Origin of the sequence: Labilithrix luteola (genome assembly GCF_001263205.1) — a bacterium.
GTDB lineage: Bacteria > Myxococcota_A > Polyangia > Polyangiales > Polyangiaceae > Labilithrix > Labilithrix luteola.
In genome coordinates this window covers 8,516,262-8,531,674 of record NZ_CP012333.1, presented here as the reverse complement: position 1 = coordinate 8,531,674, position 15,413 = coordinate 8,516,262, and the positions used below count along the sequence as shown (strand labels likewise).

The window sequence follows — 15,413 nt, the reverse complement described above, 5'->3', positions numbered from 1 at the left end:
GCGGACCCGAAATGAAAAACGGAGAGCCTAGCGAAGGCTCTCCGTTTTCGTTCCATAGGCTTCGTTCGGTGGCGAGGTCGCTCAGTTCGCGCGACGGCGCGAGCGCGCGAACGCTGCGAGGCCGAGGAGCAGACCGAAGAGCGGTGCCGAGGACGACGCGCCGCCGGCGTGGTTGACCGAGCAGCCCGACTGGCCCTTCTTCTTCGGGTTGACGGTGCCTTCTTCTCCCTCGCTGTAGCCCTCGCCGTCGGTTTCATCCCGGTCGTTCGAGGACGACGGATCGGTGTAGGTCGTCTCCCCGTCGGTCGACGCGGACGGATCGTCTGCGCCTGACGACGAGCCCGCGTCGGCCTTCGAGCCGGCATCCGAGCCCGAGGGCGAGCCCGCGTCCGCCGTGGACCCCGCGTCGGGAGTCGAGGGGTCGGTCGGGTTCGTCGTACCGCCACCCGTTTCTCCGACGCTGAACGAGAGCGTCTTGTCGGCCGAGTAACCGTTGTCGATGCCGTCGAGGTCGCAGGTGACCCACGACTCACCGCCGTTGCCCGTGGTGCGGAACGTCACGATGTAGTCGCCGATGTTCGAAGCCTTCACCGCGCCCTGGAACGCGGCGTTGAAGTCCGCCGAGCCGGACGACTTGTTGGCGAGCGCCGCGGCCGACCAGCGCATGTTGGTCGGATCGCTCTTCGGCGCGATACCGAAGCGCCCCCAAGCCGCCGCGCGCTTCGACATCTTCGTGAAGCTGACGGTCGCCTTGATCGTGGTCGAAGCCTTGTTCGGAACGCTGGAGGCCAGCGTGGTCGTGTCGATCTTGCACGACTTCACGCTTCCGCTGCTCTCGTAGCCCCAGAGGCCTTCGGGCGTGTACTTCCACCACCCGTCGAGGGGCTGGAAAGCCTTCGGAGCGTACTTTTTGAGGAAGTCGGCGTACTGACCGAGTTTGGCGACCTTCCAGCCACCGTTCGAGCAGCCTGCGGTCTTCGACGCCTTGGTCGCGGGCGTCGCCTCGTCACGGCCGACGACGATGCCCGAGAGGCCGCAGGTGCCGCGGAGGCCGAAGAGCGTGCTCGTCGAGGAGCAGACGAGCGCGCCGATGTCGCCGTCACAGATCTCGCTGCCCGTGTCCGGCACGAGGATACCGTGCGCATCCGTCTCGCCGTGGATGCTCGCGGTGACCGACGCCGCTTCGTTCTTGTCGGGACCGAACCACGCGTCCTTCGACGAGACCGCGTTCACGCTGTAGCCGTCGCGAAGCGGCATGTGCGTGACGAGCGCGTAGAGACCTTCGAGTCCCTTGTCGAGCTCGACGACGGCGATCTCCGCGTCGTCGGTGTCCGGCACGTGGACGGCCTTGATCTTCGAGCGGACGCCTTTGCCGTCCTTGTCCGACGCGCGGCCGACGAGCTGGCCGACCTTCGCGCAATCTTTGGCCGTGACGGCGACGGTGTCCGAGAGCATCGCCGCCGAGCACTTCGGCGCTTCTGCCTTGGCGTCGTCGAACACGAGCGCGAGCGCCGACTGGGTGCTGCCCGATCCGCCTGTCACGCCTTGCGCCGAGCCCTCGGAGTCTTCTTCCGCCGCCGAAGAGCAGCCCGGAAGCCCCGTCAGACCTGCAACACCGGTGAGAAGGAACGGAACGAAGCAGAGGACCTTGGCCAGGCGCATGGCTCGCCTGTAATCAAATGTCGTACCAACGACCGTCTCTTGAAATTCAAGGGATTTTCGGAGGGTCACCGGCCGGGATGGGCAGCCATTCGTCCAGTGCCTGGATCCACCCCGGATCGCGGAGGTTCACGAGGCGTCGCCGCAGTCCGGGACGTTCGCCTTGGAGGCGCAGTCGTTGACGCGGTGCCAGAGCGCGAGTCCGCGTTCGACGTCCGGCGACGGCGCCTCGCGCGTGACGCACGTCGTCACGCATGTGTCGTGCGCCTCTGCATGCTTGCATGCGACCGAGCAATCCGCGAGGCGCTGGCAAGCCGGATCGCGCGAGCATTCGACCTTCTGCGAGCAGCACATGAAATTGACCGCGTTCTCGCACTGCGGGCTCTCGAAGAGCCGAACGCCGCAGACCGGGGGTGCGGGCATGCTGGGAGCCTCGGACTCGCTTCGCCCACCACCGCACGCGACGACGGCGATCGTCACGAGCCCGATCACTCCCGCTACGCGCCAGCTCGACTTCATGCGTTCGAACATTGGCATAGTGTTCGCGCGCATCTCGCGCGGGTCAACGAGCACGACCGCGCCACGTGGAGCCCGAGGGCGGCATCGGACCGCCACCTCGAGAGCGACGTACGGAAGACGAAGGAGAAACGGCGATGGAGTATCGACGGCTCGGCGCTTCAGGATTCAAGGTTCCGGTTCTCAGCCTCGGCACGGGCACGTTCGGCGGGCGGACGGAGTTCTTCAAGCACTGGGGCGAAAGTGACGTGAAGGAGGCCACGCGCCTGGTCGACATCTGCCTCGAGGCCGGCCTCGACATGTTCGATACGGCCGACGTCTATTCGGGCGGACAAGCCGAAGAGATCCTCGGCAAGGCGCTCGAAGGACGTCGCCCGCGCGCGATCGTCTCGACGAAGGTGACGTTCCGAAATGGACCGGGGCCGAACGACGTTGGCTCGTCGCGGTTCCATCTGATCCGGTCGGTCGAAGCGAGCCTGCGTCGTCTCGGCACCGACTACGTCGATCTTCTCCAGCTCCATGGCTTCGACGCGCTGACGCCGATCGAGGAGACGCTGGGAGCGCTCGACGATCTCGTGCGCGCCGGCAAGATTCGTTACATCGGTTGCTCGAACTTCTCGGGTTGGCACCTGATGAAGTCACTCGCCGTCTCCGAGAAGTACGGGCTCGCGCGCTACGTCGCCCACCAGGCGTACTACTCGCTCGTCGGCCGCGACTTCGAGTGGGAGCTCATGCCGCTCGCGCTCGACCAAGGCGTCGGCACCGTCGTGTGGAGTCCTCTTGGTTGGGGGCGACTCACGGGCAAGCTCCGCCGCGGACAGCCGAAGCCGCAAAACGCCCGCATTGCTTCGCAGGCGATGGTCGAAGCCGGTCCGCCCGTGCCGGACGAGCACCTCTTCAAGGTCGTCGACGCCATCGACGAGGTCGCGGAAGAGACGGGCAAGACCGTCCCGCAGATTGCTCTCAACTGGCTGCTCCAACGTCCAAGCGTCGCCAACGTCATCATCGGCGCGCGCAACGAGGAGCAGCTCCGCCAGAACCTCGAAGCCGTCGGCTGGAACCTCACGCCCGCCCAGGTCGCCAAGCTCGACGCCGCAAGCGCGACCACGCCAATCTACCCCTACTGGCACCAGAAGGGCTTCGCCGAGCGCAACCCCTTCCCCACCCCATGACGTAGCGCTGGAGCGCGAGACCTCAATGTCGGTCAGGTTTCCACCCCGTGACGGAGGCCTGCAGCGCGAGACCTCAATGTCAGTCAGATCTCCAAGACCTGAACAATGTCGGGGAGCTGCCCAAGGGCTCAACGTCGGTCGGGTCTCCGGGCCGGCCGGGAGAGCTCAATGTCAGTCAGGTCTGCCAGACCTCAACGTCGGTCGGTTTACGACGCCGTAACGGATGAGGTGCGAGCGTTGGGAATGAGCTCCTCCGTTTCGTGGTTGGAGGCTCATCCACGGCCCGGCTCGCGGCCATGAAAATGGGTCAATCCCAGCCGTATCACACCTTTTCACACATGAATCTATCAGCTCGATATATCAGGGTTAATCCGTCTCTCCTTGACGATCGCGACAACGCGCCACTAGCCTCCGCGCCCGTCGTGCGTCGGGGACCCGGATGGCCCGGGTTGTGGAAATAGAATGGCTGCGAAAGCTTCCGCGAAATCGTCCAGGAAGGAGCCCCTCGCTACGGCAGGGGCTGGTAGGGGGTCAAAGCGCAAGCTCGCGGTTGCCGTTCCGGCAGAACCGCCCCCCAAGCCGCTGAGCATGGAGGAGCGCTACGCGCTTCTTCTGGAGCGGCTTACGAAAACCGAACCCGAGTTCCAGAAGGCGTATCGAGATAGCCTCGATATGTCGTGGATTTACCACGACAGCGCGCTCGAGGGCTCGGTCTACACTGCGCAGGAACTCAAGGCTGCGATGGATCCGACGGCGCCGATCGTCACGGATTCCAGCATTCAGCCGATCTGCGAGGAGATCCGGCGACACCGCGAAGCGCTGGAGTACATCCGCGACTTCGCCGACAAGAAGCGCCAGCCGCTCAACATCGACGTCGTCAAGAAGATCTACCTCATCCTCCACCCGGAGGAAGGGGACATCAAAACGGTCAAGTACCGCAAAGATATCCCCCAGCACCGGTTGTACTTCCACGAGTACGCGCCGCCGGACAAGATCACCTACAAGGTTCGCCAGGTGCTCGACTGGGTCAACGACCCGGAGACCCGCCGAACGCGCAGCACGATCCGCATCGCGGCTCGCGCGCACTACGATTTGCTTCGCGTCTTCCCGTTCGCTTCGGACAGCGGGAAAGTCGCTCGCCTCTTCATGAACTTGCTCCTGCTCCGTGGCGGCTATCCGCCCGCCATCGTCCACTCGACCGAGCGCCAGCGTTACTACGAGGCACTCAAGGGCTCGAGCGCGACCATGACGCAGATCGTGCACGAATCGATCGAGAACAACCTCGGTTCGGTCGAGAAGCTGCTCGAAGGCCACGAGAGCAAGGGCTACGCGGTCAAGGTTTAGAACAGCGCGCGCGGCTTTCCGCGCGTGTGGAAAGCGCTTTCCGTTGCTGACGAAGCGGATCATCCCCTGCCTCGACGTGAAGAGCGGGCGGGTGGTCAAAGGCGTCAACTTCGTGGGGCTGCGTGATGCCGGCGATCCTGCCGAGCTTGCACGCCGCTACGACGAAGAGGGCGCCGACGAGATCACCCTGCTCGACATCACGGCCACGAACGAAGCGCGCGGCGCGATGCTCGACGTGGTCGCTCGCACCGCCGACGAGACGTCGACTCCTCTGACCGTCGGCGGTGGCATCCGCACCGTCGACGACGTCGAGGCCCTGCTCGCCGCCGGTGCCGACAAGGTCAGCCTCAACTCGGCCGCCGTGCGCGATCCCGAGCTGATCGCACGCTGCGCGGAGCGATGGGGCACCCAAGCGGTGGTCGTCGCCATCGACGTCCGACGGCGGACGGCTCCCACTGCCGACGGCAGCGCAGGAGATTGGGAAGTCGTTACCCACGGTGGTAGGACTTCGACCGGTCTTTCTGCGTCGGCCTGGGCCAAGCGGGCCTCCGAGCTCGGCGCAGGAGAAATCCTGCTGACGAGCATGGACCGCGACGGCACCCTTTCCGGATACGACTTGCCGCTCCTGCGTGAGATCACGCAGAGCGTGAGCGTGCCCGTGATTGCGTCGGGTGGCGCCGGCACCCTCGAGCACCTTCGCGACGGCATCCTGCTCGGTCACGCGAGCGCCGTGCTCGCCGCGTCGATCTTCCACGACGGCACCTACCGTATCGGTCAAGCGAAGGCGTTCCTCCAGCAGGCCGGCGTGCCCATGCGGCTGCTCGCAGACGTGGTAGGGGCCCGCGCGACATGAGCGCCCTCGAAACCTCCATCACACTCGAGGAGGTGTTCGCGGTCGTCGAGACGCGGCGTGTTCCACTCGCCCCGGAGCTCGCGGGGTACCTGACTCTCGAAATCGCCGATGGCGCGCGCGCCATGGAGGGCGAGGTCGAGACCCGCACGGTTTACATCAGCGAAGAAGGCACTGTGGCCCTCGTTCGCCCGAAAAGAGAGGGCGTGACGGGCGACGCCGAAACGAGCGTGCGCGCCATCCTCGGCAAGCTCCTCGAGGCGAGCGGCTCCCCCACCCCGGCGTTGTCGGCCGCAGCCAAGCGCAAGTCGGGCAGCGGGCTCTCGTCGCTCGTGACCGAGCTCGAAGCGGCTCTGATCCCCGTCAACCGCGCAGCCGGCCGGCGTGCCCTCGCGAGGCTCGCGCGCGAGGTCAAACGCGTCACGCTCGGACTGGGGCGCAACGCGTCGGCGCCGAGCCGACCGAGCATCAAGCGCGATGGCGAAGCCGGCACCGGCTCGATGCCGAGCTTCACCGACGAGATCGCGACGGCGCGGCGCGAGAATCAGCTTGCCGCAGCGGCCGCGGAGATGAACGCGCCGGACCTCGTCAACGCTCCTGCGCCGCCCGCGCGGCCAGTACCGAACGTCGGCCTGACGCCTCCGCCGATCCCGGGCGCCTTCCTGCCTGCGCCTCAACCGGCCCCGCCGGCTCCGGAGCCCGCTCCGGTACGCGCCGCGCCAGCCCCTGCGCCGGTTCACGCGCCAGCCCCCGCGCCGGTCCCAGCCCCCGCCCCAGCCCCAGCGATCCAAGCGCTCGGTCCCATGCGTCCGCCGGCGCCAAGCGGTGAGAAGCTCTTCGGAGGCGACGAAGTCGAGTCCTTGCTCGAGTCGTTCGGCGGCCCGCCGCTCGGCGAAAGGCAGATGTCACGCGACCTAAAGGCGATTGCCGGCCTCGATCCGACACCGCCGCCTCCAGGAGCCGACGTCATCGCGGAGCTCACGAAGGATCTCGGTAAGGGCTTACCGAAGCGAGCCCCTGCGGAAGGCGACAGCGTCGAGGCGCTGCTGGCTCTCGCCGACGCGAGTGCGCCCATCACCGTCGGTACGAAGGCCTCCGCACCAAAGACGCCCTCGCCCGTCCCGCCGCCGCCCGTTCGCGACATGAGCTCGGCGCCGACGCTCGGACAGGAGCTCGCGCCGCCCTCGCCGCTCGTGCCGTCGGAGCACTTGCCCGTCTTTCCGCAGGCCGCCGTTCCGCTCGGACCGGCAACGCCTCCTACGGCGCGCCTGGTGGGAGGCCCAGGGCCGCTGCCGCCCAAGCAACAGGCGCCGGCTTCGAAGGCGAAGCCCGTCCCCGAGGTCTCGGGGCGGCGCGAGAAGGTGACCGTGGAGAGCCCCTCGGTCACGAAGCGCGACAAGCCCCGTCGCGGCGAAAGCACGGCATCACATCGTCTGCCCGGCTCGCGTCAGCCGCGCGCACCGCGCACGGGCTTCGCGATGATCGCCTTCACGCTCCTCATCCTGGTCGGCGCCGTGTTCGCCATCTGGACGCTCAAGCCCTCGTTCTTCACGGGTGCCAAGCGCAAGCCTGCACCGACGGCATCGGTGAGTGCGGCCGCCACCACGCCCGCCGCTCCCCGATGCAAGGTGGGCCTCGTCGTAAGCGACGCGCCTGCGAACGCAGAAATCCTCCTTCGCATGGGTCAGGCGCCGCTCGACGTCGAGCGCATGCCCGTCGGGACGCGGCTCGAGTTCGTGGCCACCGCCGAGGGATACGCGCCCCGTCGCGCCATCGTGAAAGCCGAATCGCCGTGGGACAAGGGCCCGGACGGCAAGCCTCGCATCGACGTCCCGATTCAGCTCGATCCCTCCAAGGCCAAGCCGGGCGCGATCGATCCGTGGCCGAGCGCCGAACCTGGCAGTCAGGTCGGCGGTTCGGGCTCGCCGGGCACCGTCCACGTGATCTCCAACGTGCGCGGCGCCGAAGTGTGGCTGCTCGCGGGGCTCGGTCCCGAGGCGCGCATCGAGCAACTTCGGTGTGACGCGGACATCGACGTCCTGCTCGCCGGACCGCCCAATCTCCGCAAGCGCCTGCACATCAGCGACAAGGAAATTACCGCTGCTCAGGCCGACGCCCAGGGCAACAAAGTCATCAGCGTCAGCGCCAAATAGGCGCACGCGGGGGATTGACGGACGAGCGCGCGGGCTCGATCCTCGTGACCATGCACGAGCAAGAGTACGCGATCGTCCACGCGCTGATCCCGATTGCCTGGGCCGACGGCTCCTTCGAAGAGCAGGAAAAAGAGATGCTCGAGGCACTGCTCGATGCCTACCAAGCGTCCGAGGCGCAGAAGAGCGCGCTCCGCGAGTACGCCAAAGAGAAGCGCACGCTCGACGACATCGATCTGCAGGAACTTTCGGCCTCCGATCGCCGCGTGCTCCTCCAGCACGCCGTCCTTCTCTCCTACGCCGACGGTCACCAGCACGCCGACGAGACGAAGATCATCGCGGATCTCGGCACGAAGCTGCGCATCCCCGCGGACGAGGCGAAGTCCATCGTCGCGGATGCCGAGGCGCGCGCGAAGAAAAACCTCGGCATGCTCGGCTGACGATCGGTCCGCTCGCGTGTCGACCTACTCGGTCCGGACGGGCTTGGCAGGCGCAAACTTGCCGCTCTTCCGACCGAGCGCCTCGATCTCTTTGAGCAGCGCGAGCGGGCTGAACGGCTTCTCGTAGAGCGCGTTCGCGCCGGCTTCCATCGCGCGACGTCGAACCTCGTCGTCGTTCATCGCGGTGATGACGATGACCGGAACGTCCTTGGTTCCATCGTCGGCGCGAAGCCGCCGGCAAACCTCGAGGCCATCGAAGGCGCCCGGCAGGTTGATGTCGAGCAGCACGATGTGCGGACGCCAGCCGTACGCCTCTTCGAGCCCTCGAGCGCCCGATGAGGCGCCACGCACTTCGAAGCCACGCGCCGAGACCAGGGCCTCGATCATGCGGCAGATCGAGTCCGAATCCTCGATGATCAAGACGCGCATCGAGGCGTCAGCCTAACCTTGCTCGGAGGTTTCGCAAATCCGCGATCGTGACGATCGCCAGTTGGTCATCGCGCCGCGAAGCGAACGGCCACACGGAGCCCCCGAGGGGAGAGTCGGAAAGCTCGAGCACCGCGCCCTGGCAGGCGGCGAGCTCGGCGGCCATGAAGATGGGAAGGCCGGTCGGCCGACCGTAGGCCCCTGCGTGCGTCTCGAGCGCCAGAAATGCGCGACGTGCCGAGGCAGGGAGCGGCTGTCCCGCGTCGTCGACGACGAACCCCGGACCACTCGTCGCGCTCTCCTCGGCCAGCACGGCGACATCGACGGTGGCACCGCGCGGAGACGCGGCGACAGCGTGCATGACGAGCTCTCGCACGAGCGCCGCCACGGCCTTGGTTCCTGCGCGAACGTAGGCTCCCCCCTCGCCCTTCGTCTGCATCGCGACGTTGACGCCACCGCGCTCCGCAACGGCCGCCGAGTCGCGCAGGGCGGCGCGCGCCGCCTCCGCGAGATCGACTTCCACCGCGAATTCCTCGGCGTCGAGATTGCCGATGTTCGCGAGGCTCGCCACCATCTCTTTGGCGTGTTGGATGCGCCGACGCATACCGTCGAGCTGCTCGTCGGTGACGTCGTGACGACGCAACCCCGCGAGGTCGCGCGAAACAGGACCGAGCGTCGCACGGAGCTCCGACGCGACACCGGCACACAATTTGGTCACCGTGGCGAAACGCGTGGCGGGCTGTACGCCGTGGGGGGGCGGTACGGACGATACGGACGCGACATCTTCGCCACGTTCGAACACCGCCGCGAGCTCGCGCGCGTACACCTCGCCCTGCTTGCGGGCCTCGTCGAGCTCGCGTCGGAGAGCCTCGCGCTCGCTCTTGTCGACGGCGCCCTCGGCCGGGAACAGCAAGACCTCGGTGCCGCCTTCGAGCTCGTAGCGACCACCGTAACGCAGCGCCATGCGACTGAGCCACGCGCGCTCGGTCTCGGCCGTGGGTGACGCATCGGGGCCGAGGCTCACCGAAATGCGCACGTCGTCACCGTCACGACGAACGGTGGCGGCCTGCCCTTCGCCACTCGCGTGACCGAGCATCACCTGCAGCATGCGCCGGAAGTCGGCTTCGTCGCCGAAGACCTCCGTTCCGCTGCCCGGCTCGATCGAGACGCGCGCTTCGGGCGCAATCTCCACGAGGAGCGCCGCGAGATCGATGCGACCTCGGCGAGGCGGAGATGCGGCGCTACTCGAACGCTGATTCAGGTTCGAGAGCATGCGCATCACGTCGTCGAGCGCGTCGAGCGACGCGTCGACATGCATCGACGGATCGGCGTTCGTGATGGCCGCATCCGGCGGGGGCGGTGGTGGCGGTGCGTGCGTGCGCAGCACTTGAACGCCGGAACGAAGACGTTCCGCGGCGTGCTGTGCCTCCTGCGTGAGCAGCCAGCTAAGCTCCTGCCGTGTCAGGCGCCCTTTGGTCACGACGAGCCTCCTTCCGCCAGGATAGGAGAATGGACGGGTCCACCGCCAGCCTCATCCCGGCCCATCGCGTTTGGTCGCGCCCCCCCCTTGTCGAGCGAGGGGGCCGAGGATGAACGCGCTTCGATTTGCCTCAGCCGCGCGCCTGCTTGGCCGGCGGGCGCGCCGTCCCAGCGCTCGCCCAGGCCCGTTCCTGGCCGCGGGCGAGCCACGTGAGCGGCACCTTCTGTGTGCCGAAGGAGATGACCGTGGGCTCTTTCTCCGACCACTGCGCGGGCGGAGGAAGGGCCACGGTGCGCTGGCCCTTGACGCTCTTCGCCCCCGCGGCGTCCAAACGCAGGGCCGCGATGCCGACGCCGCTGAAGAGCGAGACCGCGCCGCTCGGAATGAACGGAGCGAGAACCGCGCGGAGCGACGGAGCGAGCTCCACGGCGCGTCCCGCGAGCTCGCGCACTTCGTCGAGGGTCGAGCAGACGACGGCGAAGCCGCCGATCTCGGAGACGTTGCGTGACGAGGCCGGGGGCGGCGGCGGCTGCTTGCCGTTCGCAATGTGCCCAGGGCCCTCGAGCAGCTCGAGCGTCTGGCTGCCCTTCCACGGCGTCGGCGCGGTGGTCGCGAGCGCCGCCTTCTTGCCGGCCTCGCCCGTTCCCTTGCGATCGCGAACGACGAGGACGTCGTCGGTCGGGAGCGCGCGCGGAATCGTGGCGCGCACGGGGCGCTTGAAGCTGCTGCGCGGGTCGCCCATCTCACCGTAGGCCACGGCGTGGGCGAGGGTCTCGGCAGACGCGATGACAACCGACTTCGGCGACGCCATGCCCGGCTCGAGATCGTGCGTACGGGCGCTGAGGCCGCCTGGTGCCGGGGGATAGAGCTCGCCGCTCATCACGCGAGCATCGGGCTCGATGAGGCGCGCGCCGGTCGCGATGAGGTCGGTGAGCTCGCCGCTCGAGGCGAGCACTTCCAACATCTGCCGCGAGGGCACCGCCACCAGGAACTCGACGCGCGCAGGTACGCGCTTCGACTTGAGGAGCATCGCCGCCGCAAAGAGATCGCGGAGGGTGACGCCGCTGTCGCCCCCGAGGAGGACCTGCGAAACGGGCTTGCCTGCCAGGTCTCGCACCGAGCGCACGGCGCCGGTTTCATCCATGTACAGCGGGTCGACGGCACCAAGGTCGACGTTGAGGACCTCGTCGCAGGGAGCGCCCGCGTCCGGGATGAGCGCGCGATGCGCCTTGCTCCGGCGCTGATCGCGGAGGAACACCTCGGTCCGCTCGTCGCTCACGAAGAGAGCGCCGGCAGCGCCAAGCTGAGGCGCGAGAGACGCGAGAACGGCGCGCTCCGATACCGAGAGAAGGCGCGCGCTCGGCCCCGCGAACTCGATGACGACGGGCGCCTGGTGCTGCGCCTCGATCCGACCGACGGCCTCGCCGAGACCACGACGAATGAGCTCGAGCGCAACGTCACGCGCGCAAACGAAGGGGCGCGTACGCCCAGAGAGGAGCACCTGCACGCTGCGCGGCGGGCGCACGAGAATCGAGCCCTGGGCGAGCGCCTGCGCAAGCATGCCCGGCGACACCACGAGGGTCAGCATGCCGATACCGCCCACGCCGGCGAGGCGCGGTTCGTCCGTCACGCACAGGCGTGCGGGGCTGGCAAAACGCTCGAGGTGAACGGGGGCCGGAAAGCCGACGCCCGGCCGCGCCAGGACAATGCCATGGGCCAGCATGTCCGCCGTGGCGGCATGCATTTCTTCGGTCCGCGCGCGGGTCGCCGTCGACGACACGCCATGGGTGTCGTAGGCAATCGCAACCTCAGCGGTGGTTTTCTTGAGGCCCGCTTCCCTCGCTTCGGCGACCGCCCTGAGTGGCGCGCGAGCAAGGACGATTTGGTCGACCTTGACCTGCACCAAATCCCCCGACAACGTGGAATCGGCGCATCTGCCGGCGAGAATCTTCTGAGCCATCGTGCGGGGGGATCCCCAGCTCGTGCACGCATCGTCGCGCGAACTTAAACGTACGGACCCTGGAGGGTCAAGAGCTCGCATTTCCAGGGACTTAAAAGGCATGCCAACCGGGCTTCTGGCTCGACCGTGCAGGCCGGTAAAAACCTTGAATCGCACCTACGCCCGCGCTGCCAGCCTCTTCCAGGGCCTCGAAACGCGCCGAACGAGGGTAAACAGGCACAGACCGGACACAAACCGGACCAGGCTCGAGCGCGTGCCTCTCCGCTTCGGCCCGCCGCCTCGGGCTGCCGGGACGAGGGAGGTTGACGCGCGAAACGCCAACCCCGTAACGTCGTGGGCCATGTTCAAAGAGGCTCTCCGCGATCTCGTCGAAGGAACCGAAGGTGGGCTCGCCGGCCTGCTCATGGACTCGAGCGGTATCGCCGTGGAGACCTACGCGAAGAGCGACTCGCCGTTCGACATCAACACGATCGGCATCGAGTTCAGCGTCGTCATCGGTTCGATCAAGCGCGCCTCGGAGATGCTCGAGGCCGGGACGGCCAACGAGATTGCCGTCGGCACCGACAAGATGATCACGCTCATCCGCACGCTCGGCGAGACCTACTTCCTCGCCCTGGCGATGACCCCCGAAGGCAACTTCGGCAAGGGCCGCTACCTGATGCGAACGGCGGCGCCGAAGCTTCTCGCCGAGCTCTGAGCCGCGTGGCAACGAAGAAGGCCGTCGCGAAACCGAGCGCGTCGAAGAAGGCGACGCGTCCGAACCGGCGACGCGTCCTCGTCCTTTCGGGTCCGAATCTGCAGCTGCTCGGCACGCGCGAGCCGGAGATCTACGGGCGCGACACGCTCGACGACATCCATGCGCGCCTCGTCGCCCGAGGAAGCGAGCTGCGTGTCGACGTGGACACGTTCCAGTCGAATCACGAAGGCGCCCTGCTCGATCGGATCGGCGGCTCGCGAGGCGTCTACGACGGACTGCTCCTCAACGCCGGCGCCTACACCCACACGTCGCTCGCCCTGTTCGATGCGCTGAAGGCCGTGGGGGTCCCGTGCATCGAAGTGCACGTCTCGAACCCCGAGGCGCGCGAGGCGTACCGTCACAAGTCGATGGTCGCGCCTGCCTGCGTCGCCAAAATCAGCGGCTTCGGGCCCGACAGCTACGTGCTCGCGCTCGAGGGCCTCGTCCGATGGCTCGACCGACGCGCTAGCCGATAGCGTCGTCCGAACGGGTGACACGCGCGCGGGACGTGCCTCGCAGGGGCGCGATCGCACACACGAGCCGCGTGAATCGCAGCGATAGGATCCTTTGAAGATCCGCTGAGGAACCATTTAGGAACGCGGCTCCGCGGGGCGCCGCACCGTGACGCTCAACGAAGGACGGCGTGGTCATCCTCCAGTCATCGAGGAGGTCCAAGCTGTCATGCGTCACGGACCGCCGCGAGCACGCGGCCCTTAGGGAGGTTCTTCGGATCATGCGTTCGCATCTCATCGGCGTCGCTTCGCTGGCTTTCGCTCTCGCGAGCGTCGCTTGCACCGTGAAGACGACCGGCACGGGCAACCCCAGCACGGGGACGACGGACGGAGGCTCGAAGGTCGACGACGATAAGCCAAGGACCGGCAAGCCGAGCACGGGCAACGAAACGCCTCCGGACGAGGGCGGCCCGGGCACGGGCACGGTGGGTTGCGCAGGCATCATCCAGTGCATCGCGAACTGTGGCGACAACCAGTCGTGCACGGGTCACTGCGGAGACGACGCCTCGCAGTCCGGCCTCCAGTACATCCGCGCGCTCAGCGACTGCCTCGACGCCAACGCATGCAACGACGACACCTGCATGCAGCAGCACTGCCAGAGCGAGCTCGACGCTTGTTTGGCCGACAAGTGACCGCGCGCACGGGCGCGCCCTTCGACCTTTCGACTTGGACCTTCGACGGAGAATGACAGTGTTCCATCGTACCTACGCCTCGACGTTCGCAACCGCCCTCACCCTCGCGCTGGCGCTCGGCGCGTGCACGACCAGCAAGAACACCGGAACGAACGGTGGCGCCGGAGGCCCCAACGGCGGCGGCGACGGCACGACGGCGCCCGCCAACCGCTTCTTCCTACCGACGGGCGAGCCCGACAACACGGCCGCGCCGAGCCTCGAAGTCGACGCGAAGGGCGGCATCCACGCGATCTACCCGGCGTACGCCGGCGGCGGCGCGTACTACGCGTACTGCCCCGCGGACTGCAGCGGCGCCGACGCGGTGTCCGTCGTGCGCTTCGAAACGGATGGCACGGTCACCAATGCGATGCTGACGCTCGACGCGAACGGAAAGCCGTCGGTGCTGCTGAACGCGTACTACAGCGTGTACTATACATCGTGCGAAGGCGACTGCAGCAAGCAGGCGAGCTGGACGAGCACGCCGATTTTCAAGCATGACAGCGACCAGGAGGTCACCGGCGAGTCTTTCACGCTCGACGGTGCGGGCCATCCGCGCTTCCTCATGCACCGCTACGTCGCCTACCTCGGAATCGGCCAGGGCACGCCGGAGACGCACTGGATGGCGTGCGATGCGGACTGCCATTCGGCGTCGAGCTGGACGAAGAGCAAGATCGCCGACGACATCTGGCAGCGCGGCACCCTCCGCTTCGACGCGAATGGACGCGCGCACGTGGCGATGGCGCACGACGTGAAGGACGAATCGGGCACCGTGACGACGACTGCTGCGTACGCCGTGTGTGACGCGAATTGTGACAAGGCCGCGAGCTGGCAGCCCTTCGATCTCATCGGGCTCTACACCAGCGAGTACGAAGCCGTTGCCATCAAGCCAATGGTCACGATGGCGCTCACCAAGTCAGGCGCACCGCGCGTAGCCGCTTTGGCGAAGGACAACGCGGGCAAGAGGAAGCTTCTCTACGCCGAGTGCAACGAGAACTGCACGACCGAATCGGGATGGACCGCCACGGTGCTCAGCGACCTCGACCAGATCGACGTGGGCATCGACATCGCGGTCGACAAGAACGACCACCCGCGCCTCGTCTATACGCTCAACTACAACATCGGCCTTTTGCACTGCGATGACGCGGTGTGCACGAACCAGGACTCGAACTGGGGTCTCACCAAGGTCGAGCTCGGCGGCGACATCCCCCCCGACCAGATCTTCCTCTATCCCAACTGCACGGTCGGAGCTTGGTTCCTGCACAGCCCCTCGATCGCACTGACACCCGACGGATTGCCGCGGGTCGGATATCAGGCGCGTGACATCAGTGGAGGCTTCAACCACCCCGACAACCCGAACACGGACTGCGTGGCGGGCACCGACATGACGTGGAGCCGAATGGCGATCCTGAGCGGTCTATGACGCAAGTAGCGCCCCGCGAATGGGCGACGACGCAACGCGACGCAACGCGACGTTGAGCATCGCGGAGGCTCTCGGCG

General features: G+C 67.2%; 14 protein-coding genes. 9 read left to right on the top strand and 5 right to left on the bottom strand.

What is annotated here, in order from left to right:
• Nucleotides 1-81: 81 nt before the first annotated feature.
• Both AKJ09_RS37045 and AKJ09_RS37040 read right to left on the bottom strand, forming a co-directional pair.
• Nucleotides 82-1,662 carry a hypothetical protein gene (locus AKJ09_RS37045; RefSeq protein WP_146652566.1) on the bottom strand — a complete coding sequence of 527 codons (1,581 nt, stop codon included), beginning with the start codon at nt 1,660-1,662 and terminating at the stop codon, nt 82-84.
• A gap of 126 nt (nt 1,663-1,788) precedes the next feature.
• Nucleotides 1,789-2,178, bottom strand: coding sequence for a hypothetical protein (locus AKJ09_RS37040; RefSeq protein ID WP_146652565.1), 390 nt, complete (start codon nt 2,176-2,178; stop codon nt 1,789-1,791).
• Nucleotides 2,179-2,312: 134 nt separating this feature from the next.
• Here AKJ09_RS37040 and AKJ09_RS37035 point away from each other — a divergent pair, with 134 nt between their 5' ends.
• The 5 genes from AKJ09_RS37035 to AKJ09_RS37015 all read left to right on the top strand — a co-directional run bounded on the left by AKJ09_RS37035 (nt 2,313) and on the right by AKJ09_RS37015 (nt 8,131).
• Complete coding sequence (locus AKJ09_RS37035; RefSeq protein WP_146652564.1) at nt 2,313-3,347, top strand: aldo/keto reductase; 1,035 nt, start codon at nt 2,313-2,315, stop codon at nt 3,345-3,347.
• A gap of 588 nt (nt 3,348-3,935) precedes the next feature.
• A complete protein-coding gene (locus tag AKJ09_RS37030; RefSeq protein WP_240488714.1) occupies nt 3,936-4,691 on the top strand; it encodes a Fic family protein in 756 nt (251 codons plus the stop codon).
• A gap of 43 nt (nt 4,692-4,734) precedes the next feature.
• Entirely contained in the window at nt 4,735-5,544 is an 810-nt protein-coding gene (hisF, locus tag AKJ09_RS37025) for an imidazole glycerol phosphate synthase subunit HisF (RefSeq protein ID WP_146652562.1), read from the top strand.
• The gene (locus AKJ09_RS54490; RefSeq protein ID WP_205633914.1) at nt 5,541-7,694 is read left to right on the top strand and encodes a hypothetical protein; all 2,154 of its coding nucleotides are present in this window, start codon (nt 5,541-5,543) and stop codon (nt 7,692-7,694) included. Before hisF ends, AKJ09_RS54490 begins: the two co-directional genes overlap by 4 nt.
• A gap of 14 nt (nt 7,695-7,708) precedes the next feature.
• On the top strand, nt 7,709-8,131 hold the full coding sequence (locus AKJ09_RS37015) for a tellurite resistance TerB family protein (protein WP_240488713.1): 423 nt from the start codon (nt 7,709-7,711) through the stop codon (nt 8,129-8,131).
• Nucleotides 8,132-8,155: 24 nt separating this feature from the next.
• Here AKJ09_RS37015 and AKJ09_RS37010 read toward each other — a convergent pair whose 3' ends face one another.
• From AKJ09_RS37010 to AKJ09_RS37000, 3 genes are all read right to left on the bottom strand, one after another.
• Nucleotides 8,156-8,560 (bottom strand): response regulator, encoded by a 405-nt coding sequence (locus AKJ09_RS37010; protein WP_146652561.1) that lies wholly within the window; start codon nt 8,558-8,560, stop codon nt 8,156-8,158.
• A 7-nt stretch (nt 8,561-8,567) separates the two neighbouring features.
• The gene (locus AKJ09_RS37005) at nt 8,568-10,037 is read right to left on the bottom strand and encodes an ATP-binding protein (RefSeq protein WP_146652560.1); all 1,470 of its coding nucleotides are present in this window, start codon (nt 10,035-10,037) and stop codon (nt 8,568-8,570) included.
• A gap of 130 nt (nt 10,038-10,167) precedes the next feature.
• On the bottom strand, nt 10,168-11,997 hold the full coding sequence (locus AKJ09_RS37000; protein WP_146652559.1) for an aconitase family protein: 1,830 nt from the start codon (nt 11,995-11,997) through the stop codon (nt 10,168-10,170).
• Nucleotides 11,998-12,337: 340 nt separating this feature from the next.
• Here AKJ09_RS37000 and AKJ09_RS36995 point away from each other — a divergent pair, with 340 nt between their 5' ends.
• The 4 genes from AKJ09_RS36995 to AKJ09_RS36980 all read left to right on the top strand — a co-directional run bounded on the left by AKJ09_RS36995 (nt 12,338) and on the right by AKJ09_RS36980 (nt 15,336).
• On the top strand, nt 12,338-12,694 hold the full coding sequence (locus AKJ09_RS36995) for a roadblock/LC7 domain-containing protein (RefSeq protein WP_146652558.1): 357 nt from the start codon (nt 12,338-12,340) through the stop codon (nt 12,692-12,694).
• 5 nt (nt 12,695-12,699) lie between these two features.
• Nucleotides 12,700-13,209, top strand: coding sequence for a type II 3-dehydroquinate dehydratase (aroQ, locus tag AKJ09_RS36990; RefSeq protein WP_146652557.1), 510 nt, complete (start codon nt 12,700-12,702; stop codon nt 13,207-13,209).
• Between the two features lie 257 nt (nt 13,210-13,466).
• Nucleotides 13,467-13,877, top strand: coding sequence for a hypothetical protein (locus tag AKJ09_RS36985; protein ID WP_146652556.1), 411 nt, complete (start codon nt 13,467-13,469; stop codon nt 13,875-13,877).
• A 58-nt stretch (nt 13,878-13,935) separates the two neighbouring features.
• Complete coding sequence (locus AKJ09_RS36980; RefSeq protein WP_146652555.1) at nt 13,936-15,336, top strand: hypothetical protein; 1,401 nt, start codon at nt 13,936-13,938, stop codon at nt 15,334-15,336.
• The last annotated feature ends 77 nt before the right edge of the window (nt 15,337-15,413 follow it).

Bases quoted from the DNA above. Each gene is read 5' to 3' on its own strand.
- AKJ09_RS37045 (WP_146652566.1), bottom strand. From the start codon at position 1,662: ATGCGCCTGGCCAAGGTCCTCTGCTTCGTTCCGTTCCTTCTCACCGGT.
- AKJ09_RS37040 (WP_146652565.1), bottom strand. From the start codon at position 2,178: ATGAAGTCGAGCTGGCGCGTAGCGGGAGTGATCGGGCTCGTGACGATC.
- AKJ09_RS37035 (WP_146652564.1), top strand. From the start codon at position 2,313: ATGGAGTATCGACGGCTCGGCGCTTCAGGATTCAAGGTTCCGGTTCTC.
- AKJ09_RS37030 (WP_240488714.1), top strand. From the start codon at position 3,936: ATGGAGGAGCGCTACGCGCTTCTTCTGGAGCGGCTTACGAAAACCGAA.
- AKJ09_RS54490 (WP_205633914.1), top strand. From the start codon at position 5,541: ATGAGCGCCCTCGAAACCTCCATCACACTCGAGGAGGTGTTCGCGGTC.
- AKJ09_RS37010 (WP_146652561.1), bottom strand. From the start codon at position 8,560: ATGCGCGTCTTGATCATCGAGGATTCGGACTCGATCTGCCGCATGATC.
- AKJ09_RS37000 (WP_146652559.1), bottom strand. From the start codon at position 11,997: ATGGCTCAGAAGATTCTCGCCGGCAGATGCGCCGATTCCACGTTGTCG.
- AKJ09_RS36995 (WP_146652558.1), top strand. From the start codon at position 12,338: ATGTTCAAAGAGGCTCTCCGCGATCTCGTCGAAGGAACCGAAGGTGGG.
- AKJ09_RS36985 (WP_146652556.1), top strand. From the start codon at position 13,467: ATGCGTTCGCATCTCATCGGCGTCGCTTCGCTGGCTTTCGCTCTCGCG.